Here is a 22,804-nt window from a genome sequence, read left to right on the forward strand (position 1 = left end):
GCGGGCGCGGAGGCGCGCTTCTTGCTCTTGCCCTGGCGCTCGCGGATCGCCGCGATCAGGTCCCCCTTGCGCATGCCGGTGGTCTCGCCCACACCCAGTTCGCCCGCCAGCTGGCGGAGCTCGGCGATGACCATTCCGGACAGGCCCCCGGTGCGGCGCTTCGGAGCGGCCGCGGCCCCATTGGTCTCAGCGGCCGCGGCGGGGGTCTCCACGTCGCCGCTCAACAGATCGGTGTTGCTCACACATGTCCTTCCTGACCGATCCACGTTCCAGGTGGATCAGCGGACTGCCGCCGGTAGCGAGACGGCTTCTGCCTCCGATGCGGACGGCTCGCGCCCAGCCGTGCGAAACACAGCGAAGCGCCGCCAGCACAGGGTGTTTGCCCCCTCCGGACGGAGAAAGCGGAATTCGGCACCGCCGGAACCGGAAACCCGCCTGCGTCCCTCCGCCTCCCGCGTGCCAGGCGGTGCGGAATCGGCGGATCGACGAAGGATGCGGACCGGAGCCGCCGCTAGGGGCGAACAGGCCCGGCATCGGGTGCGGAAACGCACGGTGATCGAACGCCCCCGAGGGTAGACCGCGCCCTGTCCGGGTGCAACAACCACCCCCCGCGTGGCGCACGCTGCCGTCTAGCCTGTGACCAGGTCGTCACCTGGGCACAACCTGCACGCCGTCGCGGTCCACGGGCAATTCGGAGACGTCGAAGCCGGTAACGTCCACGCCCGCCGGGAGTATTCCCGTCAGAGTGAGAGCGAGCACAGTCGGGCCGGCTCCGGAGATCGTCGCGGGCACGCCGTGGGCACGCAGCGTGCGCACGAGTGCGGCGCTCGCCGGGTACGCCTCGGCGCGGTAGTCCTGGTGCAGCCGGTCCTCGGTGGCGGCCAGCAGCAGGTCGGGCCGCTCGGTGACGGCCAGGACGGCGAGTGCCGCCCGCCCCGCGCTGTGCGCCGCGTCGGCGTGCGGCACCTGCGCCGGAAGCAGGCCGCGGGTCGTTTTGGTGGACGACTTCTCCGCGGGCACCGCGACCACCGGCCGGATCGCCGGGTTCGGCTCGACGCGTTCGGCGCGGAACCGGCCGTCCTCGGACCACGCCACCACGAGGCCGCCGAACAGGCTCGCCGCCGCGTTGTCCGCGTGGCCCTCGAACTCGGCCGCGAGCTGCAGCGCGTCGGCGTCGAGCGGACGCTCCGCCAGCGCGTAGCCCAGCGCCACGCCGGTCACCACCGCGGCGGCCGACGACCCGAGACCGCGCGCGTGCGGAATGCTGTTGTGGCACCGGAGATGCAGGCCCGGCGGCCGGACGTCCAGGTGTTCGCAGGCTCGCCGGAGCGCGCGGACCACCAGGTGGGATTCGTCGGTCGGCACGTCCTCGACGTCGCCCGCGCCCGCGTCGAGCACCTCGATCTTCAGTCCGCCCTCGGTGACCTGCAGCTCGACCACGTCGTAGCGGGACAGGGCGAGGCCGAGCGCGTCGAATCCCGGGCCGAGGTTCGCCGTCGACGCCGGGACCGTCGCGCGGAACCCGCGCGGGACCGTCATCGCAGGTCCAGCGCCGCCGCGACGGCCGTCGGGTCGACCGCGAGCGGTTCCACCTCGACGTTGCCCTCCAACGCCGTGGCCGGGTCCTTCAGGCCGTGCCCGGTGACCGTGCAGACGACCTTCGAGCCCTTCGGCAGGCGACCGTCCGCCGCGGTGGCCAGCAGGCCCGCCACGCTCGTCGCGGACGCGGGCTCCACGAAGACGCCCTCGCGACGGGCCAGCAGCCGGTACGCCTCAAGGATCTTCTCGTCGGTGATCGCCTCGAACAGGCCGTCCGACTCGTCGCGCGCGGAGACCGCGCCCGCCCACGAAGCCGGGCTGCCGATGCGGATCGCGGTCGCGATGGTGTCGGGGTCGGAAACCGGCTCGCCGTGCACCAGCGGCGCGGCGCCGGCGGCCTGGAACCCGAACATCCGCGGGGTGTTCTTGACCACACCGTCGGCCGCGTACTCCGAATACCCCTTCCAGTACGCGGTGATGTTGCCCGCGTTGCCCACCGGGAGGCAGTGCACGTCCGGGGCCTCGCCGAGGACGTCGCAAATCTCGAACGCCGCGGTCTTCTGGCCGGCGATGCGCACCGGGTTGACCGAGTTGACCAGCGTGACCGGATAGTCCGCGGCGGTCTTGCGGGCGAGTTCGAGGCAATCGTCGAAGTTCCCGTCGACCTGCAGGATCCGCGCGCCGTGCAGCACCGCCTGGGCGAGCTTGCCCATCGCGATCTTGCCCTGCGGAACCAGCACCGCGCAGGTGAGCCCGGCCCGCGCGGCGTACGCGGCGGCCGACGCCGAGGTGTTGCCGGTGGACGCACAGATCACCGCCTGGAGGCCGCTCGCGAGCGCGTGCGTGATCGCCACGGTCATCCCGCGGTCCTTGAACGAGCCGGTCGGGTTCGCGCCCTCGACCTTCAGGTAGACCGTGCAGCCGGTCAGCTCGGACAGATGCGCGGCGGGCAGCAGCGGGGTGTTGCCCTCGCCGAGCGTGACCACGCGCGCCCCGTCGGGGACCGGAATCCGGTCGCGGTACGCCTCGATAATTCCCGGCCAGGAACTCATGCTGCTGCCTCGATTCGGAGTTTCACCATGCGCATCGGCGAGGCGGAAGCAGGAATATCCATGATTCGCTTGCCAGCCGCGCTCATGCGTCTTCGCCTTCCACCCGCATCACGCTGACCACCTCGTGCACCACATCGAGTTTCGCGATTTCGTCCACAGTGGACTGCAAAGCCGCGTCGGGCGCGAGATGGGTCACCACGACGAGGCTCGCGGTGTCGTTCGCGTCGCGCTGGCGCACCGCGGCGATGCTCACGCCGTGCGCGGCGAACGCTTGCGCCACCTGGGCGAGCACGCCCGCGCGGTCCGCGACGTCGAGGCTCACGTGGTAGCGCGTCGGCGTCTGGCCCATCGGCCGCACCGGCAGCGCGGCGTGCGCCGATTCGCGCGGGCCGCGGCCGCCGAGCACCTGGTTGCGCGCCACCGCGACGAGATCGCCGAGCACCGCGCTCGCGGTCGGCGCGCCGCCCGCGCCCTGGCCGTAGAACATCAATTCGCCGGCCGCGTCCGCTTCGACGTAGACGGCGTTGAACGCGCCGCCGACGCCGGCCAGCTGGTGGCTGCGCGGAATCATCACCGGATGCACGCGGGCGGACACCGATTCCGTGCCGTCGTCCGCGGTGACGCGTTCGCAGATCGCCAGCAGCTTCACCGTGCGGCCGAGCGTGCGCGCCGCGGCGAGGTCGGACGCCGTGACGTCGGCGATGCCTTCGCGGTGCACGTCTTTCGCGGTGACCCGGGAGTGGAACGCCAGCGAGGCGAGGATCGCGGCCTTCGACGCGGCGTCGTACCCGTCGACGTCCGCCGTCGGGTCCGCTTCCGCGTAGCCGAGCCGGCTGGCCTCGTCGAGCGTTTCGGCGTAGCCCGCGCCGGTGGCGTCCATGGCGGAGAGGATGTAGTTGGTGGTGCCGTTGACGATCCCCATCACGCGGGTGATCCGGTCGCCGGCCAGCGATTCGCGCAGCGGGCGCAGCAGCGGGATGGCCCCGGCGACGGCGGCCTCGAAGTAGAGGTCCGCGCCGCTGGCGTCGGACGCCTCGAACAACTCGGCCGAATACTCGGCGAGCAGCGCCTTGTTGGCGGTGACCACGGATTTGCCCGCGTTCAGCGCGGTGAGCAGCCAGCTGCGCACCGGGTCGATCCCGCCGACCAGTTCGACCACCACGTCGACGTCGTCCCGCGCGACCAGCGCCGCGGCGTCGTCGGTCAGCAGCTCGGCGGGCAGTTCCGGGTGCTTGTCCGGCCGCCGCACCGCGATGCCGACCAGTTCCACCGGCGCGCCCGCGCGGGCCGCCAGCTCGCCGGCCTGTTCGGTGAGCAGCCGGGCGACCTCGCTGCCGACCGTGCCGCAGCCGAGCATCGCGACCCGGATGGGCGCGCGGTCCGCCGGCGACGGGCTTTTCGGAGACACAGTGGACACTTCTCAAACCTCCAGGCGCAGCATGTCGTCCGTCGTCTCCCTGCGCAGCAGCAGCCGGGCGGAGCCGTTGCGCACGGCGACCACCGCGGGTCGCGGCAGCCGGTTGTAACCGCTGGCCATCGCGTAGCAGTAGGCGCCGGTCGCCGCGACGGCCAGCAGGTCGCCGGGAGCCAGCGTGTCTGGCAGCCAGCAGTCTCGGACGACGATGTCGCCGGACTCACAGTGTTTTCCCACCACGCGAGACAACGTGGGGGTCGCCGGGTCGTCGCCGTCCGCAGTGTCGCTGGCGGACCGCGAAACCACGCGGCAGTCGTACACCGCGTCGTAGAGCGCCGTGCGGATATTGTCGCTCATGCCGCCGTCGACACTGACGTACCGGCGGGCGGTCTCGTCGCCGAGCGCCACGTCCTTGATCGTGCCCACTTCGTACAGGGTGAACGTGCCCGGACCGGCGATCGCGCGGCCGGGTTCGCCCGCGATGCGCGGCACCGGCAGTTCGGCGTACGCGCATTCCTTGCGGACGATCTCGCGGATCTGCGTGATCATCTGCGAGGGCGGCGGCGGGTTGTCCTTTTCGGTGTACGCGATGCCGAAACCGCCGCCGAGGTCGACGACGTTCATCTGCTCCAGCAGCTCCGGGCCGTGTTCCTTGGCCAGGTCCGCGAGCAGGCCGACGACGCGGCGCGCGGCCACCTCGAACCCGTCGGCGTCGAAGATCTGCGAACCGATGTGGCTGTGCAGGCCGACCAGCTTCAGCGACGGCGCGTTCAGCACGCGGCGGACGGCTTCGGCGGCGTCGCCGGACGCCAGCGAGAAACCGAACTTCTGGTCCTCGTGCGCGGTCGCGATGAACTCGTGGGTGTGCGCCTCGACGCCGACCGTCACCCGGACGAGCACCTTCTGCTCGATCTCGTGCGCGGCGGCGATTTCGGCGAGCCGGGCGATCTCGTAGTACGAGTCGACCACCACGGTGCCGACGCCGGCCTCGACGGCCGCGTCCAGCTCGGCGACCGATTTGTTGTTGCCGTGGAACGTGATCCGCTCCACCGGGAAGTTCGCGCGCAGCGCGACGGCCAGCTCGCCGCCGCTGCAGACGTCGAGGCTCAGCCCCTGCTCGGCCACCCACCGGGCGACCTCGACGGACAGGAAGGCCTTCGACGCGTAGTGCACGAGCGCCGGGTCGTCGAACGCCTCGGCGTAGTCGGCGCAGCGGGACTTGAAGTCCGCCTCGTCGACCACGAAGAGCGGCGTGCCGTAGGTCTGCGCGAGGTCGCGCACGTCGACCCCGGCGATCCGGACGACGCCGTCCGCGGCGCGATAAACGTTGCGCGGCCACACTTTCGCGGGCAGCTGGTCGAGTTCGCCGGCACTCGCGGGCGGGAACCCGGAGGCGTCGGCATGGGGGTAGACGTCGGCGTGGCGGGGGCCCGCGGGGTGCGCCATTGTTTACATCCGTTCCGGAGCGGAGACACCGAGCAGCGACAGGCCGTTCGCCAGCACCTGGCGCGCGGCTTCACACAGAGCGAGCCGGGCGTACGTGAGGGGAGTGGCCTCCTCGTCGCCCTGCGGGAGGACCCGGCCCACGGTGTAGAACTTGTGGTACGCGCCGGCCAGTTCCTCGAGGTAGCGGGCCACGCGATGCGGTTCGCGCATCTCCGCCGCCCGCCGCACCACCGCAGGGAATTCGCCGATGGTGCGGATCAGGTCGCCTTCGGCAGGCAGGGTGAGCAGTCCGAAATCGGCGTCCGCGCCGGACTCGTCGACCTTGAGGCCGAGGTCCGCCGCGCCGCGCCGCAGCGACGACAGCCGGGCGTGCGCGTACTGCACGTAGTAGACCGGGTTGTCGTTGGAATGCTTGCGCAGCAAGTCCAGATCGATGTCCAAAGAGGAATCGACGGAGTACCGGATCAGCTCGTAGCGGGCCGGGTCGACGCCGACCGCCTCGACGAGGTCCTCGAGCGTGATCACGGTGCCCGCGCGCTTGGACATCCGCACCGGCTTGCCGTCGCTGACCAGGTTCACCATCTGGCCGATCAGCACCTCGACCGTGGCCGGGTCGTCGCCGAACGCCGCGGCGGCCGCCTTGAGCCGCGCGATGTAGCCGTGGTGGTCCGCGCCCAGCATGTAGATGCACAGGTCGAAACCGCGGTTGCGCTTGTCCTTGAAGTAGGCGAGGTCGCCCGCGATGTAGGCCGGGTTGCCGTCCTTCTTGAGGACGACGCGGTCCTTGTCGTCGCCGTACTCGCTGGACTTCAGCCACCACGCGCCGTCGGCGAAGTAGAGGTTGCCGGAGTCCTTGAGCTGCTGCACCGCCGCGTCGACCGCGCCGGATTCGTGCAGCGAGTTCTCGTGGAAGTAGACGTCGAAATCGGTGCCGAACTCGTGCAGGCTCTGCTTGATCTGGCTGAACATCAGCTCGATGCCGATGCGCCGGAAAGTCTCGTGCCGCTGCACCTCGGGCAGGCTCAGCGCGCTCGGCTCGGCCTTGAGCACTTCGGCCGCGATGTCGCTGATGTAGCCGCCCGCGTAGCCGTCCTCCGGCGCGGGCTCGCCCTTCGCGGCGGCGATCAGCGAACGCACGAAGCGGTCGATCTGCGCGCCGGCGTCGTTGAAGTAGTACTCCCGGGTGACGTCCGCGCCCTGCGCGCCGAGCACCCGGCCCAGCGCGTCGCCGACCGCGGCCCAGCGCGTGCCGCCGAGGTGGATCGGACCGGTCGGGTTCGCCGAGACGAACTCCAGGTTGATCCGCCGCCCGGCCAGCGCGTCGCCGCGGCCGTACTCCGCGCCCGCGGCCAGCACCTGGCGCACGACCTCGCCCTGCGCGTCCGCGGCGAGCCGGAAGTTGAGGAAACCCGGTCCGGCGACCTCGGCCGCGGCCACGCCGTCCGCCCCCGCGACGACCTCGGCGAGCGCCTCGGCGAACTCGCGCGGTTTCAGCCCGGCCTTCTTCGCCACCTGCAGCGCGAGGTTGGTCGCGTAGTCTCCGTGGTCCGGGTTGCGCGGGCGTTCGATGGTCACGGTCTCCGGCAGCACGGCGGCGTCGACGCCCCGTGCGGCGAGGACCTGCACGGCGGAGCTGCGGACCAGATCGGCGAGAGCGGCGGGAGTCACTCGCCGAATTCTAGGTGCGCTCCGGCCGCGCGCTCGAAGCGGTACGCGCTCGCGAGACGGCGGGCACACCGGAGGCGGATGTTCCGCTCGCCGGGGCGCCTCGCGGGTGTTCACGGTGATCGCACGCCCGGTCTCTACACTGGGCTACCGGCAGGGTCCGTCCGGATCCCTCCCCCGCTCTCACGAGGAGATCTCGGCAATCATGGCCAACGGGACCACCAAGAAGAAGGGCTCGTCCGCGTCCGCGGTGAAGGCGGCGAAGAACCGCTCGGTCGTCGCGGGCAAGCGTACGCCCTGGGGCACCATCATCGGCGTCGTCGTGGTGGTCGCCCTGCTGGCCGGCGTCATCGTCTACTACCTGCAGGCTTCCGCGCCCAAGCGCGACCAGAAGTCCAGGGACGAGGCCGCCGCCGCCTTCGCGCCGACCGCGAGCAACCCGGACCCGTCGAAGAAGATCCCCGGGGTGGTCATCAAGCAGTACCCCGGTTCGGTGCACATCCTGCCCACCGAACGGGTGGCCTACGACCAGAGCCCGCCGTTCGGCGGCCCGCACGACGGCTACTGGGCCGCGTGCACCGGCATCGTCTACCCGGAGGCGGTGCGCAACGAGAACATGGTGCACTCGCTCGAGCACGGCACGGTGTGGATCGCCTACAACCCGGACCAGATCAAGGGCGACCAGGTCGCGCTGCTCGAGGCGCGGGTCAAGGGCAAGCCGTACACGATGATGTCGCCCTACCCGGGCCTGGACAAGCCGATCTCGCTGCAGTCGTGGGGCCACCAGCTGAAGCTGGACAGCGCCGACGACCCGCGCATCGACCAGTTCATCGCCGCGCTGCGGACCAACCCGAACGGCGTGTACCCGGAGATCGGCGCCTCGTGCGACGCGCTCGGCAAGGGCATGTTCGACCCGAGCAACCCGCCGAAGTTCGACCCGAGCAAGCCGGGCAAGGACGCGAAGCCGATGGACTACAAGGGCACCACCGGCGCGCAGGGCGAGCAGGGCGGCATGCCGGGGACCCCGCCGGCCGGGCAGTGACCGTGGGGCGCTCCGAAGACCGGACCGAGACGGGCGGAGCCCCGGCCGAAGCCGCCGAGCCCGAGTTCGCCGAGGAGTCCGCCCCGGCGGAACGGACCGGCTGGTCCCGGTGGGTGGTCATCGGCGGGACGCTGATCGCGGTGCTGCTGGTCGGGGCCGCGATCGGGGTCTTCGCGACGCGGCTCACCGACGGCGGCGACGCGGCCCCCGCGACGCCGGGCGCGGGTTCGGTCGAGGTCGGGTTCGCCCAGGACATGTCGGTGCACCACCTGCAGGCGGTCACCATGGCCGGCTGGGCGCGCGACCATTCGACCGACCCGGAGATCCGCCAGCTCGCGTTCGACATCGAGCGCACGCAGACCGAGCAGGTCGGGCGGATGAAGGGCTGGCTCATGCTGTGGGACCAGCCCGAGCAGGCGACCGGCGCGTACATGACGTGGATGACCGAGCCGATGGGGCACGCGGGCATGCAGATGCCGACCAGCGCCCCGGCGGGCGGCGCGCCGATGCCGGGCATGGCCACCGAGGCGGAGCTGACGAAGCTGCGCACGCTGTCCGGCCGCGCGCTGGACGTCGAGTTCCTGCAGCTGATGCTGCGGCACCACCAGGGCGGCGTCGCGATGGCCGAGTACGCGCAGGCCCACACGTCCAACGACGCGGTGAAAGCCTTGTGCCGCAGCATGCTGGTGTCGCAGGGCGCGGAAATGGACCAGATGAAGATGATGCTGAAGGCGCGGGACGCGCAGCCGCTGCCCGCCCCGTGAAAAGCTCGTGAGTGTTAAAGCCGGTTAGAACCGGTTGCCATGTTTCAGGACTTCGTGAACAGATGTGTTTCAGGACTTTGTGGGCAGTTTTTGGTTGGCGAGGCGTTGGTAGCGTACTGATCGGTCCAGGGTGAGCTGGCGGGCGATCGTGTCGTTGATCATGACGGTGACGCGGTCGCCTTGCCAGTAGACGCTGGCGGTGTGTCCGGCCCATCGGCGTCCCAGGACGATGGAGCATCCGGAGAACGCGATGACGCCGGTGGCCGAGACGGGCCGGGTGGCGAGGCCGCTGGGCCGGCGCGGCCCGGTGGCGGGGACGGCTTTGGGCCGGGCGTCGTAGCGCTGCCGGGGCGTGTCGCCGTTGAGGCTTTGGTGGCGGCGGTGGTTGTAGATCGTCCGGTATTCGTCGAGCAGTTCCTGCAGCTGGGCGAGTGTGCCGGCGGCCGGTCGGGCGGCGAGCCATTTCTGCAGGGTCTGATGGCTGCGTTCGTTCTTGCCGCAGGTTTGCGGGTGGTGCGGGGCGGCGGCGATCGCGGTTATCCCGAGGGCGGCGAGGCGGCGTTCGAGTTCGACCATGCGGCCGCGGTGTTTGCCCGAGAAGGCGAGCCCGTTGTCCGACAGCAGCGCCACGGGCAGGCCGTGTCCGGCGAAGGCGTGTTGCAGGGCGGCCCAGGTGGCGGCGGTGGTCTCGCCGGTCGCCGCGTAGGCGCCGACGTCGAGGCGGGAGTGGTCGTCGAGGATCTGGATGATGCAGACCTTCGTCCCGTCGGCCAGGTGGTGCTCCATGCCGTCGATCTGCCAGCAGCCGTTGGGGTCGGCGTATTCGAACCGGCGCCGCGTCCGGGGTTTCTTGCGCGGCTGCGGGACGATCTGCCCGTGGGCGCGCAGGATCCGGTAGACCGCCGACTGCGACGGCACCGCAGCGGCGCCCTGGGCTTCCAGCCGCCAGCGGATCGAGATCGGCCCGTTGTCGAGCCCTTCGTCGGCGAGTTCCTTGCGGGCACGCAGCACCGCCTCCGCCACCTCCGTCCCGAGCGCGGTCGGGCGGCGGTGCGGGGCGGTGCTGCGGCGGGTGAACCCGTCGGCGCCCTCGGCCCGGAACCGGTTCAGGTACTTGTGGAACACCGTCCGGGACACACCGTGCTCGCGGCAGAACCGCGCGATGTTGACGTCTTCGCCCGCGGCGGCGCCAGCGACCGCGGCGACGAACTCAGGATCCATCGAAAACCCTGCTCTGCCCATCGCCGCATGATCACCACAGCAGCCGTGGCGACCAGACCGACAGGCCGGTCAGTGTCCACGATGTCCTGAAACATCACCTGTTCACGATGTCCTGAACTCAGACAGCCGGTTAGAACCGGTTTTAACACTCACGAGCTTTTGTATGTCGGCCGCGCCAGTTCCTTGACGTCGCCCAGCGTCCCCCACTCGTCGCGCCCGAGCCGGGACAGCGGCCGCAGCCGGTCGATCATCGGGTGGTCGCCGTCGAGCACGTCCTCGTTGACCGCGAGGTGCACGACCCGGCCGAACACCACTGTCGAACGCCCGAAACCGACCGTGCTGTGCAGTTCGCATTCGAACGCGACCGGCGATTCCGCGACCCGCGGCGGGCGGACCTTCAGGCTCGGCTCGCGGGTCAGCCCGGCCTCGTCGAATTCGCTCAGTTCCGGCGGGAAATCCGCGCCGGTCGCGTTGATCTGCTCGAACAGCGGCTCGGGCGCGAGGTTGACCACGAACTGCCGGGTCGCCTCGACGTTGCGCAGGGTGTCCTTCCGCCCGACCGAGGTGAACTGCAGGACCGCGGGCGCGGCCGAGGCGACGGTGAAGAACGAATGCGGCGCGAGGTTGTCCACTCCGTCGCGGGAAACGCTCGACACCCAGGCGATGGGCCGCGGCACGACGGTCGCGGTCAGCAGGTGGTAGAACGCGTTCGGGGCCAGCTGGGCGGGGTCGAAGTCCTTGCGCATAGCCCCCGGTCTACCAGGAGAGCTCCGCGCACCGGCGGGCGCATTGCGGTCCCTCGACCTGAAGCGTCGCGTGCTTGATCTCGTAGCGGGCCGAAAGCAGGTCCTGGGCCTTGGTGAGCACGGCGGACTGTTCGGCGTCGGCCCGCACCGTCAGGTGTGCCGAAGCGACCTCCATGCCCGAGGTCAGCGTCCAGACGTGCAGGTCGTGCACGTCGGCGACCCCCGGCAGCGCGGCGAGTTCGGTGCTGATCTCGCCGACGTCCACGCCGGCGGGCGCGTGCTGGAACAGGATCCGCAGCGCGCGACGGGCGAGCGTCCAGGTGCGCGGCAGCACGAACAGGCCGATCGCGACACCGATGATCGGGTCGGCGTAGCGCCAACCGGTGGTGAGCGTGATCGCGCCGCTGAGCAGCACGCCGACCGAGCCGACGAGGTCAGCGAGCACTTCGAGGTACGCGCCGCGGACGTTCAGGCTCTCTTTCGCGCCCGCGCGCAGCACGAGGAACGACACCACGTTGGCGACGAGCCCCGCGGCCGCGGCGAGCAGCACCGGCAGGCCAGGCACCTCCGGCGGGTCGGTGATCCGGCCGATCGCCTCAACCGCCACGTACCCCGCGACGCCGAACAGCAGCACCGCATTGGCAAGCGCGGCAAGGACTTCCGCCCGGTACATGCCGAACGTACGACTGGGCGTGGGCCCGCTGCGGCGCGCGAGCACGATCGCGGCGAGCGCCATGCCGACGCCGAGGACGTCGGTGAACATGTGCGCGGCGTCGGAGATCAGCGCGAGCGAGCCGGTCGCGAAACCGACCGCGAATTCCAGCACCATGAACCCGGCACCGACCGCGAGAGCGATCAGCAGCGCGCGGACGTAGCGGCCGGACGCGCTCGCCGGAGCGGCGGTGTGCCCGTGGCCGTGCCCGTGTCCCATCGCTCGCCTCCCAGGTTTCGGTGTCGAGAGGAATATATAGTGGTATGCGCATATATGCAATATAGGGTAGCCTAACTTCACCCTAATGCCTGGCGGAGCGGATTTCCCAGCCCTGTTCCGCGAGGTGGGAAAGCTCAGCGCACGAGCCGGAAGAACCCGCGGATCTGCTCGACGAGCGACGCCGGTTGTTCCATCGCCGCGAAGTGCCCGCCGCGCGGCAGCCGCTCGAACCAGCGCAGATCGGTGTACTTCAGCTCCGCCTGCCGCCGTGACGGACGGACGATGTCCCGCGGATAGACCGAGATCCCGGACGGCGCCGTGACCAGGTCGCCGAAGCTGCGGTAGCTCTCCCAATACAGCCGCGCGGACGACGTCGCCGACGCGGTGAACCAGTACGCCGAGATCGCGTCGAGAAGCTGCTGCCGGGTGACCGCGTCCTCGGGGTGGCCGTCGTTGTCGGTCCACGCCCAGAACTTCTCGGCAATCCAGGCCGCCTGTCCGGCTGGCGAGTCAGTCAGACCGTAGCCAAGCGTTTGCGGCCGCGTGCCCTGCTGAGCCGAATACCCCTGCCCGGTACGCCGGAACTCCGCCGCGGCCTGCGCCCCTTCGCGCTCCTCGTCGGTCTCGTCCTCGAACTGGCCTTGAGGCGCGGCCGCCATGTTGACGTGCACCCCCGCGACCCGCTCCCTGGCCACCTCGCCGAGCGCGCCCGAGACCGCCGACCCCCAGTCGCCACCCTGCGCGCCGTAGCGCTCGTAGCCGAGCGAGACCATCAACCGATCCCACGCCGTCGCGATCCGCCGCACACCCCACCCGGTGCTGGCGGGCTTGTCACTCCAGCCATACCCCGGCAACGAAGGCGCGACGACGTGAAACGCGTCCGCCGGGTCGCCCCCGTGCGCCCGCGGATCGGTCAGCGGACCCAGAAGGTCGAGGAATTCGAGCACCGAGCCGGGCCAGCCGTGCGTGATCACCAGCGGAAACGCGTCCGGCTCCGGCGAGCGGAGATGCACGAAGTGAATCCCGAGGCCGTCGATCTCCTGGCGGAACTGCGGGAAGACGTTGAGCCGCTCGGCGAACCCGAAGTCGTAGTCCTCGGCCCAGCTGCGACACAGCTCCCGGGCGTACGCGAGGGGCACCCCTTGCTCCCAGCCGCCGACGGTCTCCGCCTCCGGCCACCGAGTGCGCCGCAACCGCGCCCGGACGTCCTCGATGTCCTCTTGCGCCACCCTGACCTGGAACGGTTCGGCCTCCACCGCCGCCTCCCTCCGCGTCGATCTTCCGAAGCCTTCATACCCGCTGCGAGCGGTGGTTAAGGCATGCGCTAGGCTCTCTTCAGTCGCGCAAGCGAGCCCTCGTAGCTCAGGGGATAGAGCACTGCCCTCCGGAGGCAGGTGTCGCAGGTTCGAATCCTGCCGAGGGCACACAAAGACGGGTACGAGGAGATGTCAGGCCTGACATCTCCTCGTTTTGTATTTGCGCTGGTCAAGTCATCGCTCTTGCCTCATGGGAGGCGGGGCGCGCACTCCGCCACCTCACCGCCAGCCCACGCAAGATCGGCGCCATCGTCAAAGCCGCGCTCGTCCTCACCCCTTCGAGCGCGGGCGACTGCACTGAAAGTCGTTGAGAGCACTGCACTATTCGGCCGGATTGAACGCTGACGGCGAACGGCTGCGCGACTGTCCGCTCTCCGACAGCGATCCCAAGCCGCAAACCCTGTTCGACAAGCTCGCCCGCCGCCGACGGCTGCCGGGAAGTGGTGCCGTGTGTGCGGGTGGCTCCTGAATGCCGGACGCGGCGGGCTGGGAACAGGCGAAGCCCCGGCGGGTTCGCGGATGTGAGTCAGCTGACGACCGAGGGCTTCGAGTCCCTTGTCTGGCAAAGCGTTCGATCTCCTCCTCGACACCGCGCCGGGGGCTGGAACTCGCCGCCCGCGCGCCTCGGCTCGGCCTGACCGGTTGCCGCCGCACCGTCGATGCCGAGTCCGGCCAGCACCCACTCCCGCTATATTCGTCCGCTGTTCGAGCCGGGCGGCTCCAACTACGGGTCGAGACAGGTGTTCCCGAACGGCCGCGCGCACTTCGTCCCGGGCACTCCACCGGATTCCCCGGCCACCGCACAACTCCGTGCAGTTCGGCCAGCACCCCGTGATGGGTCACGAAGCCGCGGTGCGGAAGCTCCCTGCACTCCCGAAGCGACGACACGTGCGACTCGAACGCACATAGCGGCCAAACAACGCAGTACGCCCAACGATTCCTTCGTCTGGGCCTGAAAACTGGTCCGCGATGTGTGCCCCCACGGCACTCGCGAGCACAAACGCCAGAGCGCGGGGCACCACCGCGCTCTGGCGTTCCTTCGCGCAGAGCCGGGTCGTACCCCAACCAGCGTCCAGGGCGGATGCCGGAGAACTCGGCGATCCGGAGCCGCCGGAGCCATCGCCCCAGCCGCGGTCCGGCCCACCGCCGGTTCGCGACGGTGCGGGCGGGCCTGGGGAGGAACATTCCGTGCACCGCCAACCCTCCGAGCGACGCCGGGCCGCCGTCGCGGAACGACGGCGGCCCGGTGCTATCGGCGGTACATTTCTTTCCAGTCCCTAGTCCTGGTGCACCGGCCCCTTGGCATTCTTCGCCTGCTGGATCACCTGGCCGCCGGCGCCGTCCGCCTGCTGCACCACCCTGCCGGACGAACCGCTGGCGTCCTGGCGGACCTCACCTGTCGTTTTGTCGGCGCTCTGGGTGACAACTCCCTTGCTGTCGCGTGCCAGCTGCGTGACGTTTCCCGACGAATCGTCGGCAGACTGAACGACGGTCCCGGTCGAATTCCGGCGGCTCTGGGTCACGGCACCGCTGCTGCCGTTCGCGGTTTGCTGCACGGGCACGCCGATGAGCTGGTTCACCTCGGTCAGCAACTCGTTCGCGGTTTTCCACGCCAGCCCATCGAACCGTTTGATCTCGGCCCCCTTGCTGATGACCACGGTTGTCGGATAACCCCGCACGTGGTACTTGTCGGCAATGCCGGGCAGCTCGTCAGCGTCCACGTGGACGAGCAACCACGAACCGTCCGCCTTGGCAGCGGCCCGAGAGGCGATAGGCGACAGCAGATTGCAGTAGTAGCACCAGCGCGTGCCGATCTCCATAACCACCGGGGTGTTCTGGGAGTAGGCCAGCACCTCGTCGAGTTCCTTCTCGTCGGACAGGTAGACCTCGTTGCGAGTGCCCTCGGGGTGATCCGGATAGTGCGTGGTCGTGACGGTCGTGATCCACGCGCGCAGCGACGCCTCGTCCTTGACCGAAGTCTGGTTGACGGGGACCCCGTGGTAGTAAGCGATCACGCCGCGCTTGCCGGCCATTCCCTGATCCCGCACCACATCCGGGACTTTGGCCTCGTCCGCGAGCGCGACCAGGAACTTGCCCTTCCCCTCAGCCGAGATCTTCTCGAGCACCTTGCTCTCCGGGTCCGGCAGGTTCCTCCCGAAATACGTCACGACCACGCGGCCTTGAGAGGTGGCCAGAAGGTCGCCGAAATCGAAGTCCGGCCCGATCGACTTGGTTGTCGGGTCCGGGGGCAGCGGCTTCCCCTGCACGAAGGTGTCGATCCAGTTCTCGACCCCGTAGCTGTTGTTGTTGTAGCCGGTGTGCCGGCCGACTTCCTTGCCGTCCTTGAGGGCGATCAAGGTAGGCGTCCACGGGCTGCCGTACGCCTGCCGGATCACCGGATCCTTGCCCACGTCGACGCGGGCGAGAAGCCACTTCCCCGCGTCGTTCTTCGCCTTGCCGGTCAGCACCGGGGCCAGCTGCTCGCACGGCTGGCATCCCTGGGACGACATTTCGAGCACGACCGGAACCGACCGCGACTTCTGGAGCAGAGCCGCGTAGTCGGCGTCGGCTACGTCGACCGCGTTATCGACGATCGGCGGGAACGCCGCTGCCGGGGCCGCTGCCGTCGGTGCCGGCTGAGGCGAAGCGAACGCGGTGCCGCCCAGCGAGCCGACTGTCAGTGCGCCCGCGAGGGCCGCACCGGCCGCGAGGCGCGTCAATACTTTAGCCATCTTATCCCTTTGCTATCAGAGGAGAAACATTCTGTACGTACGGACCGCGGATTCCGCTCCTTTCTCGCGGCGACAGGTCAGGCTTTGGCGAGGTCCGCCGGCTCGACAAGCGAGAAAACTCGCGAAACAAGGAAGACCGGCAAGACTGCCAGCGCCGAGGCGGCCCAGGTCAGGGCGTCCACGGACACCGCGAGCAGCAGTCCGCCGGCCAAGGCGCCGCCGGCGACCGCGGCGTTCCAGCCGGAGACGATCAGTGCTTGGGCAAGGTCCGCCCGCCGACCGGCGAGAAGGGCGGCAACGGCTTGGAATGAAGTCGGCGCGCCGCCGAAAGCGAAGCCCCACAACGCACTTGCCGTCAGCAACACTGCTGGCTCGCGTCCGGCGAGAGTAAGCACGACGAAGCAAACGGCCACTGTCGAGGCGGTGCAGACGAGCACTGCCCGCGGGTACCGGTCGAGCACAAGCCCGACCAGCCACAGACCGGCAACCGTTGCCACTCCGAAAAGCAGCAGTCCCGTGCTGAGCAACTCGAGGTGGCCACGGCTTGCGTAAAACGAGCCGAGATAGGTGTAGACGATGTTGTGTCCCAAGGAGAACGCGACCACCACGACGAGCAACCAGCGAAGGCCCCGGACGCGGAGAACCAGCGAGAGACGCATCGGAGCGCCGGGCGCGTCGCCCGGCAACGGCGGCACCGCCACCGCGATCCACCAGAACAGCGGCACCGCGAGGAGCGCCATTCCGACGAACACCCAGCGCCAGCCAATGGTCTCCCCCACCGCGGCACCGGCAGGTACGCCGAATGCGAACGCGATCGGAGTGCCAGCCATCGCGACGGCGAGCGCGCGGGCGGAGCGTTCCGCCGGAACCAGCCTCATCGCGTAGTTCGCCACCAGCGACCACAAGACGCCGGTGATCGCGCCGGAAGCCACTCTCGCCACGAGCGTCAGCGCGAACCACGGCGAAGCCGCGACCACCAGATTTGTCGCGAAGAATCCGGCAACCAGGAGAAGCAGGAGCGTCTTGCGCGGCATCCGGGCGGACGCTGCGGTCAGCGGCAGCGCACCGACCGCCGTCGTGACTGCGTACACCGTGACGAGCTGGCCGGCCACCGCGGGCGACACGCCGAGGTCGGCGGCGGCCGGGAGCAGGATCCCGGCCGGGACAACCTCGGTCAAGCAGCCGATGAACACTGCGGCAGCCAGTGCCAAAAGCGCGAGGACGGCGCGACGCGGCGCGAGGTCGGTCATCGGATCCTCCGTAAGTCGTCAGGCGGCCCGCGGGCCGGCTTTCGCAGCATCGGCAAATGCCGGAAATCGGGTTCGGCGGCCGGGGCTGCCCGGGCGGCGCGCGCTTCTCACCGGTCCGGCTGCTCGGCCGGAACCGGCACTTCCGGGCGAACCGTCCCCGATTCGGTCGGATACCCGGCCTCGACCCAGTCAGCGATGCCCTCGCGGTACTTGCGGACGTTGAGATACCCCAGCTCGATCAGCCGGTTGCCGACGAAATCGCTGTTCCGGCACGGGGTATTGGCGCAGTACACGACGATCGCCGCGGCCTTGTCCGGGACGACCCGCGGCGCGTGCTCGTCGGTGAACCGGGCCGCGTGCTCGTACGGGAAGCCCGGGATGTTCAGCGCGCCGGGCAGGTGTTCCCGCTCGTAGTACGCGACCGGCATGGTGTCGACGACCACCACCCTGCCGGACTCCATTTCGCGCTTGAGCTCATCACGGCCGATCAACGCCACCATGTGCGCCGCTCCTTTTCCCTGGCGGAATGCCCGCGCGATGCGGGCCGCCACCAGATAGCTGACGAAAGCCACGACCACGGAATTGATCGCGGGAATGCCGAATTCGAAAAATATCGCCGATGCCGTCCCGAGCACCCAGCTGACCAGTGCGGCCGGCACCCAGTCGCGGCCGCTGGCCGGCCGGCCGTTCCGCAGCGCGTCGAGGGCCGCGCGGCAGTCGCGAACCACGAAATACTCTGCGATCAGCACACCGGCGACCGGCGGCGTGAGCACCCCGACCGCGGTCAGGAACCCGGAGAAGCTGTCGGCGATGCCGGCCGCGGACGCCGCCGTGCCGAGCGCGCCCAGCAAGACCACCGCCTGGACCCGGCTGATTTTCCAGCGCAGCAAGACATCGACGACATTGACCACGCCCAGCGACGCGGAGTACAGATTCCAGTCGTTGATCTTGAGAATCGCGGTGGTCAGCACCAGCGTGCCGAGCACGCCGGAGGACGAAGCGACCATGCTGACGATGTCCGACGTCGCGGTTGCGTGCGCGAGCAGCACCCCGATCAGTCCGATCAGGTACTCGCCGAGCGTCACGCTGAGCACAGTCTGTTTGACGACGTCCCCGGTCGTCCGGTTGAACCGGGTCATGTCCGGCGTCATCAGCGCACCGAGAATGAACGCACCGGACACCAGGGTCGTCGCCGCGCCTAGAGAGAGCGCGGGGCCAGGCGGCTGTGCTGACACCAGCGCCCCGAGCGAGTGTCCGCTCAGCGTGTCCACGATGGAGTATCCGGCCAGCAGCAGGAAGGCGGGCACTGTCAAGTAGGAGACCGCTGCCATGATCCGGAACCCGCAGGCACTGATCGCGGTGATCGCCACCCCGCCGAGCACGGCCCACGCCCACTCCGGCACCGCACCGGTGAGTTCGTGCATGCCGTGCGCGAAAACGCCGTTCTGCACGCCGAACCAGCCGGCCAGGCTCACCGCGACCAGCAGCCCGACGAGCGCGGATCCTTTGCGCCCGAAGCCGGCCCAGCGCGCGAGCACCGAGGTCGAAAGCCCCTCGCGCACTCCGGCGATTCCCAGCAGGACGGTGATCACTTCCAGCAGCACCGAGCCGATCGTGATCGCCAGCACCGCGTTCCAGAACGTCATCCCGTAGCCGAGCAGCGCCCCGACGATGAACTGCTGCAGAGACGAGACCTGGCCGAACCGCTGTACCGCGACCTCGTACCACGACCGGCGAGCCGTGTCCGGAACCGTGGTCAGCGAATAGTCGTCGCCGCGGCCGGTCATCGTCCCGCCGCCGCGAACACGGAGTCCCGCACGACCAGGAAGCCCTGGCCGACGCGGGGACGGAACGCGAATTCCCGGTCGAAGAACCGGCGCAGAAAGGGAACCCGCTGGTGGTAGACGAACATCGACCGCGGATTGCCGGTGATCAGGCCAGAACCCGCGAACAACGGTATCTCCGCGAGAAGGTAGCGAACCGCGAGGCGCAGGGCTTCGCTGTCCGGCGCGACCCCGGTCTTCCCCTGCAGCACCCAGGAGGACGCGTCGTAGGCCGCGGCCCGGAACGCCGGGTCGGATTCGAGCTGGGTCTCCGCTTCGCGCAACAGTTCGCGGTAATCCGGCATCGTGCGCAGACGGGCGATGCCGAGGATCCGCCGCTCCGGATCCGGCACGCCGAGCACGCGCAACGCGGAAGCGATCTTGTTGTGCACGTGGCAGGACTGCCGGTGCACCTTCTGTTTGGCCCGCGCCGCCGGATACCCGAGCGCTTCCAGCGTGTAGACAGCGACTTCGTCCGGGACGAAGAAGTGGTATTCGGGGAAGTGTTCCGCGGTCCAGGCGACGAGACGAGTCAGGCGATCCGCGGTGAAGTAGCCGTTGAAAAGGCTCACGCCGACGCAGGCGTGTTCCGCTCCCGGATACAGGGCGGCACAATCTGAAGACAATGGATTCGCTTCGAACATGCGAGACCTGAAACCTTTCCTGATTTCTTCTCCACAAGGCGACGACGGTGCACAGTGACGCCGGGTGCACCGGAGCGAATAGCTGACTCAGCACGGTCCGGCGGCACCAGCCCGAGCGGACGGTATCGGTTTTCCGGGTTTCGACGATGAAACTCTCACCGACTGAGATTAATGCGTAACAACGCGTGATCGACCCGACCATGTTATGGACGCGCACCGGCGACGACTAGTACGGCAATTCATCAGATCACGAGGTTAATTTTCATCGCCTCATCGTGCATTTTTCACGCCGGGAAAACTGACTGGCGCACAATTCGGGGGACTCCGAATGGCGGCCTGACGGAAGTGCGGCCAGCGCGAATCGGTCCGCCCGCAGCTTCGCCGAGATGCTCGCCGACCCGGCGGTCCGCGAGTCGATCCCGCAGGTATCGAACTCGCCATCCGAGCCGCACGGGAGATCTCCGAAAGGGTTGGGGTGGCACGCTGCGCGCCAGGTGCCGCGGACCGACGAGCAACCCCAGCACCGTCAGGTCAACAGCAGGCACCGCCAGCGGTGCGGCGAAAAGCTGGCAACTGCAGCTTCAACGTCAGGTTGAAGACGTTCCCAAACCCAAACAGGGAGGGTGCGCCCGAAGACCAGCCTCATCGTGATCGCGACAAACCGGGCAATCGTCCGTGAACTGGCGCTCATGCCGACCACCCGCCTGCGCCAGGAAGCTCGCCTCGACCACCAAGGTGCCGACGAAAGCCCCTTGGCCAGCCCCGTTCCCATCCTTTGGCAACCCTGCCGAGGCACATCTCTCCGCTTTAAGTTTCTTGATCTTTCGGCGCGATTCAGCGCGTTCCCGTGCTCAGCAGGCAAAATCCGCTGCGACCCCTTCCGCCGTCGCGCAACGTACCGACGGCGGAAGCACTAAACCTGCCGCCCGGCCTTCCCGCTTTCGGCGACCCGCAGCAAGGCCTTCCCGATCACCGCGGCCTCCTCGTCGCTGACATGCGCCGAGAAATGCCGCTCGATGCTCTGCAGGTACACCGGCGCGGTCTTCCGCAGCGCGCGGACTCCCTCGTCAGTGATCACCGCCCAGCTCACCCGGCGATCGTCCGGCTCCGGGCGTTTCATCACCAGTCCGGCCCGCACCATCTCGTCCACCAGGCGGCTCACTCGCGTGCGGCTGAGCACCACCCGGTCGGCGACCTCCGCCATCCGCAGGCCCTGCTTTCCCGCCGCGTTCAGTTCCAGCAGGACGTCGTACCAGGCCAGAGGCACCGTCCCGCCCCGTTGCACGTCGGTTTCGATGGCTCGTACCGCGGCACTGTGCGCGAGCAGCATCGCCCGCCACGCCTCCAGGCCGATCTTCGGGTCGCTCACGCCTCCCAGGGTACGTCATTGCGTGCGGGCGCACCTAACGTATAGAGTGCGTGCGTACGCACTTAAATTCCCGGAGGAGGACCGATGGTCAAGCCCATCACGCGCGACGAGGTCAAGAAGCGGATCGACGCTGGTTCGGCGATCGTCGTCGAGGCACTGCCCGCCGACTACTACGCGAAGGCGCATTTGCCCGGCGCGCTCAATCTGCCGGTGGACGACGTCGAGAGACTCGCGCCGAACCTGTTGCCGGACAAGGACTTCGCGGTGATCGTCTACTGCGCCGATTCGCCGTGCCAGAACTCGGGGACCGTCGCGAAGCACCTGGCGGAACTCGGGTACACCCAGGTCTTCGACTACGACGAGGGCAAAGCCGACTGGATCGCGGCCGGACTGCCGACCGAATCCGGCCGCTGAAAGGACGGAAACACCATGACAGAAGCAACTCGCGTGGTCGCCGGAACGGAACTTCCCGCCGCCGGGACCTGGAAGGTCGATCCCGGACACGCCGAGGTCGGTTTCGTGGGCAGGCATTTCCTGCTCACCAAGGTCCGCGGCCGGTTCACCGGCGTGGACGCCACGGTGGAAATCGGCGAGAAGATCGAAGACACCACGGTGCGCGCGGTCATCGAGATGGCTACTGTGGACAGCGGCGACCAGACCCGGGACGACCACCTGCGTTCCGGGGATTTCTTCGACGTGGAACAGCATCCGCGAGCCACGTTCGAATCAACCTCAGTGAGTGCGACCGGCAACGAGGCGACGATGGTCGGCGACCTGACCATTAAGGGCGTCTCGCGTCCGGTCACTCTCGCCGTGGAGTATCTCGGGCACGCGCGCGATCCGTGGGGAAATGATCGCGCGGTGTTCTCCGCTCGCGGCAAGATCAATCGCGAGGACTGGGGATTGGTCTGGAACATGGTACTGGAATCGGGCGGCCTGCTCGTCTCCAAGGAAATAGAACTCGTCCTTGAGATCGAGGCGATCCGCGCTTCCTGAGCGAAGGGGCCGTTCGCGGGTGGCTTCTGAACTGGAGGAACAGAAGCCACCCGCGAACGCTCAATCCTCGACCGTTCGCGGGCGCAGCGTCGCGACCGGTTTGCGGTCGGGCTCAAGCGCGCCGACGAGATCTTCGCCAGCGCCCCGCAGGACAACCGCATTCGGAGGCACGTCCAGCTGATCCGCGAGCGTTTCCCCGATGCGGCGCAGGCTGGTTTCCAGGTTCTCTCCGTCAACGACGGGCCGCACGGCGAACAGCACGACCTCGCACGAACTCTCCGAGGCCTGGAATTGGAGGCCGGACGCCCCGATCGATTCCGCGATCGGAAGTGCCTGTCCCAACGCCGTCCCGAGGCCTGCCCCGGGAAACCGGCGTCGCACTGTGGCGATGAGGTCGGTGTCGGCGGCCTCGGTGAAATCTTCCCGAGTGCCGGGCTGTGCTTCCTTCACGTCCGCGCCGCCGTGCGCGGCGAGCACGAGAAATAGCACATATCCGTCGAATTCTTGCTCGTAGAACCAAAGGTTCGCGTAACCGTCCTTCTCCGGATCGCCGAAGAAGTCCAGGTATTCGTCGTTCAGCCCGTGCTTGGCGGCCACCGGTTTGACCGCACTGCGCATGGCTTGCGCAGCGGTCTCCCCCTCCGTCCACGGGGCGGAACAGTAGAGGGTGGCGACGAATCCCGGACGCGAACTCTCCCGAGGCCAGCGCTCGATCTGCGCCGCGACGCCGCCGAATTCGTCGGCCAGCGACTGGCATCGGCCGATCATCTCGGCGAGATCCGCGGTGTCGACCCAGAGGCCGAGGTGGACCTCGATACCGGTCTTCGGCAAGCTGAACAAAGTTCCCCTCAGGC

Annotated in this window: 20 protein-coding genes and 1 tRNA gene; 5 read left to right on the forward strand and 16 right to left on the reverse strand. The window is 69.0% G+C overall.

What is annotated here, in order from left to right:
* From SSMG_RS31020 to argS, 6 genes are all read right to left on the reverse strand, one after another.
* A partial coding sequence (locus SSMG_RS31020; protein ID WP_037715416.1) for a Rho termination factor N-terminal domain-containing protein occupies positions 1–242 on the reverse strand: 242 nt, incomplete at its 3' end.
* 406 nt (positions 243–648) lie between these two features.
* Positions 649–1,539: a homoserine kinase gene (gene thrB, locus SSMG_RS31025; protein WP_009082624.1), complete on the reverse strand. Its 891-nt coding sequence runs from the start codon at positions 1,537–1,539 to the stop codon at positions 649–651.
* Positions 1,536–2,591, reverse strand: a complete 1,056-nt coding sequence (gene thrC, locus SSMG_RS31030) for a threonine synthase (RefSeq protein WP_009082626.1) — start codon at positions 2,589–2,591, stop codon at positions 1,536–1,538. Before thrC ends, thrB begins: the two co-directional genes overlap by 4 nt.
* An 82-nt stretch (positions 2,592–2,673) precedes the next feature.
* Positions 2,674–3,999, reverse strand: coding sequence for a homoserine dehydrogenase (locus SSMG_RS31035; protein ID WP_255409891.1), 1,326 nt, complete (start codon positions 3,997–3,999; stop codon positions 2,674–2,676).
* Between the two features lie 12 nt (positions 4,000–4,011).
* Positions 4,012–5,451 carry a diaminopimelate decarboxylase gene (gene lysA, locus SSMG_RS31040; protein WP_009082629.1) on the reverse strand — a complete coding sequence of 480 codons (1,440 nt, stop codon included), beginning with the start codon at positions 5,449–5,451 and terminating at the stop codon, positions 4,012–4,014.
* Positions 5,452–5,454: 3 nt separating this feature from the next.
* A complete protein-coding gene (argS, locus tag SSMG_RS31045; RefSeq protein WP_009082631.1) occupies positions 5,455–7,119 on the reverse strand; it encodes an arginine--tRNA ligase in 1,665 nt (554 codons plus the stop codon).
* Positions 7,120–7,321: 202 nt separating this feature from the next.
* On the opposite strand from argS, the gene SSMG_RS31050 reads away from it, so the two are divergent.
* Both SSMG_RS31050 and SSMG_RS31055 read left to right on the forward strand, forming a co-directional pair.
* Entirely contained in the window at positions 7,322–8,158 is an 837-nt protein-coding gene (locus tag SSMG_RS31050) for a DUF3105 domain-containing protein (RefSeq protein WP_037715418.1), read from the forward strand.
* Between the two features lie 2 nt (positions 8,159–8,160).
* Positions 8,161–8,922 carry a DUF305 domain-containing protein gene (locus tag SSMG_RS31055; protein WP_009082635.1) on the forward strand — a complete coding sequence of 254 codons (762 nt, stop codon included), beginning with the start codon at positions 8,161–8,163 and terminating at the stop codon, positions 8,920–8,922.
* 69 nt (positions 8,923–8,991) lie between these two features.
* Here SSMG_RS31055 and SSMG_RS31060 read toward each other — a convergent pair whose 3' ends face one another.
* The 4 genes from SSMG_RS31060 to SSMG_RS31075 all read right to left on the reverse strand — a co-directional run bounded on the left by SSMG_RS31060 (position 8,992) and on the right by SSMG_RS31075 (position 13,076).
* Positions 8,992–10,143: an IS481 family transposase gene (locus tag SSMG_RS31060; protein ID WP_037713211.1), complete on the reverse strand. Its 1,152-nt coding sequence runs from the start codon at positions 10,141–10,143 to the stop codon at positions 8,992–8,994.
* Between the two features lie 149 nt (positions 10,144–10,292).
* The gene (locus tag SSMG_RS31065) at positions 10,293–10,889 is read right to left on the reverse strand and encodes a flavin reductase family protein (RefSeq protein WP_009082637.1); all 597 of its coding nucleotides are present in this window, start codon (positions 10,887–10,889) and stop codon (positions 10,293–10,295) included.
* A gap of 10 nt (positions 10,890–10,899) precedes the next feature.
* Positions 10,900–11,820 (reverse strand): cation diffusion facilitator family transporter, encoded by a 921-nt coding sequence (locus SSMG_RS31070; RefSeq protein WP_009082639.1) that lies wholly within the window; start codon positions 11,818–11,820, stop codon positions 10,900–10,902.
* A 134-nt stretch (positions 11,821–11,954) separates the two neighbouring features.
* Entirely contained in the window at positions 11,955–13,076 is a 1,122-nt protein-coding gene (locus SSMG_RS31075; RefSeq protein ID WP_009082641.1) for an epoxide hydrolase family protein, read from the reverse strand.
* A 95-nt stretch (positions 13,077–13,171) separates the two neighbouring features.
* Here SSMG_RS31075 and SSMG_RS31080 point away from each other — a divergent pair.
* Positions 13,172–13,244: transfer RNA gene (locus SSMG_RS31080), tRNA-Arg, on the forward strand.
* A 1,169-nt stretch (positions 13,245–14,413) separates the two neighbouring features.
* Here the strand turns inward: SSMG_RS31080 and SSMG_RS42720 are convergent.
* From SSMG_RS42720 to SSMG_RS31105, 5 genes are all read right to left on the reverse strand, one after another.
* Positions 14,414–15,868: a thioredoxin family protein gene (locus SSMG_RS42720; RefSeq protein WP_009082643.1), complete on the reverse strand. Its 1,455-nt coding sequence runs from the start codon at positions 15,866–15,868 to the stop codon at positions 14,414–14,416.
* A gap of 77 nt (positions 15,869–15,945) precedes the next feature.
* Positions 15,946–17,118 carry an MFS transporter gene (locus SSMG_RS31090; protein WP_009082645.1) on the reverse strand — a complete coding sequence of 391 codons (1,173 nt, stop codon included), beginning with the start codon at positions 17,116–17,118 and terminating at the stop codon, positions 15,946–15,948.
* A 107-nt stretch (positions 17,119–17,225) separates the two neighbouring features.
* A complete protein-coding gene (locus SSMG_RS31095) occupies positions 17,226–18,905 on the reverse strand; it encodes a cytosine permease (protein ID WP_009082647.1) in 1,680 nt (559 codons plus the stop codon).
* Entirely contained in the window at positions 18,902–19,585 is a 684-nt protein-coding gene (locus tag SSMG_RS31100) for a tRNA-dependent cyclodipeptide synthase (RefSeq protein WP_009082649.1), read from the reverse strand. The genes SSMG_RS31095 and SSMG_RS31100 overlap by 4 nt, the downstream gene beginning before the upstream one ends.
* A 913-nt stretch (positions 19,586–20,498) precedes the next feature.
* Positions 20,499–20,954 (reverse strand): MarR family winged helix-turn-helix transcriptional regulator, encoded by a 456-nt coding sequence (locus SSMG_RS31105; protein ID WP_009082651.1) that lies wholly within the window; start codon positions 20,952–20,954, stop codon positions 20,499–20,501.
* Positions 20,955–21,038: 84 nt separating this feature from the next.
* Here SSMG_RS31105 and SSMG_RS31110 point away from each other — a divergent pair, with 84 nt between their 5' ends.
* The gene (locus SSMG_RS31110) at positions 21,039–21,368 is read left to right on the forward strand and encodes a rhodanese-like domain-containing protein (RefSeq protein WP_009082654.1); all 330 of its coding nucleotides are present in this window, start codon (positions 21,039–21,041) and stop codon (positions 21,366–21,368) included.
* A 15-nt stretch (positions 21,369–21,383) separates the two neighbouring features.
* Positions 21,384–21,950 (forward strand): YceI family protein, encoded by a 567-nt coding sequence (locus SSMG_RS31115; RefSeq protein WP_037715423.1) that lies wholly within the window; start codon positions 21,384–21,386, stop codon positions 21,948–21,950.
* A 60-nt stretch (positions 21,951–22,010) separates the two neighbouring features.
* On the opposite strand, the gene SSMG_RS31120 is transcribed toward SSMG_RS31115, so the two are convergent.
* Entirely contained in the window at positions 22,011–22,781 is a 771-nt protein-coding gene (locus tag SSMG_RS31120; RefSeq protein WP_158688121.1) for a hypothetical protein, read from the reverse strand.
* Between the last annotated feature and the right edge of the window lie 23 nt (positions 22,782–22,804).

Source organism: Streptomyces sp. AA4, assembly GCF_000158875.1.
Classification (GTDB): domain Bacteria; phylum Actinomycetota; class Actinomycetes; order Mycobacteriales; family Pseudonocardiaceae; genus Amycolatopsis.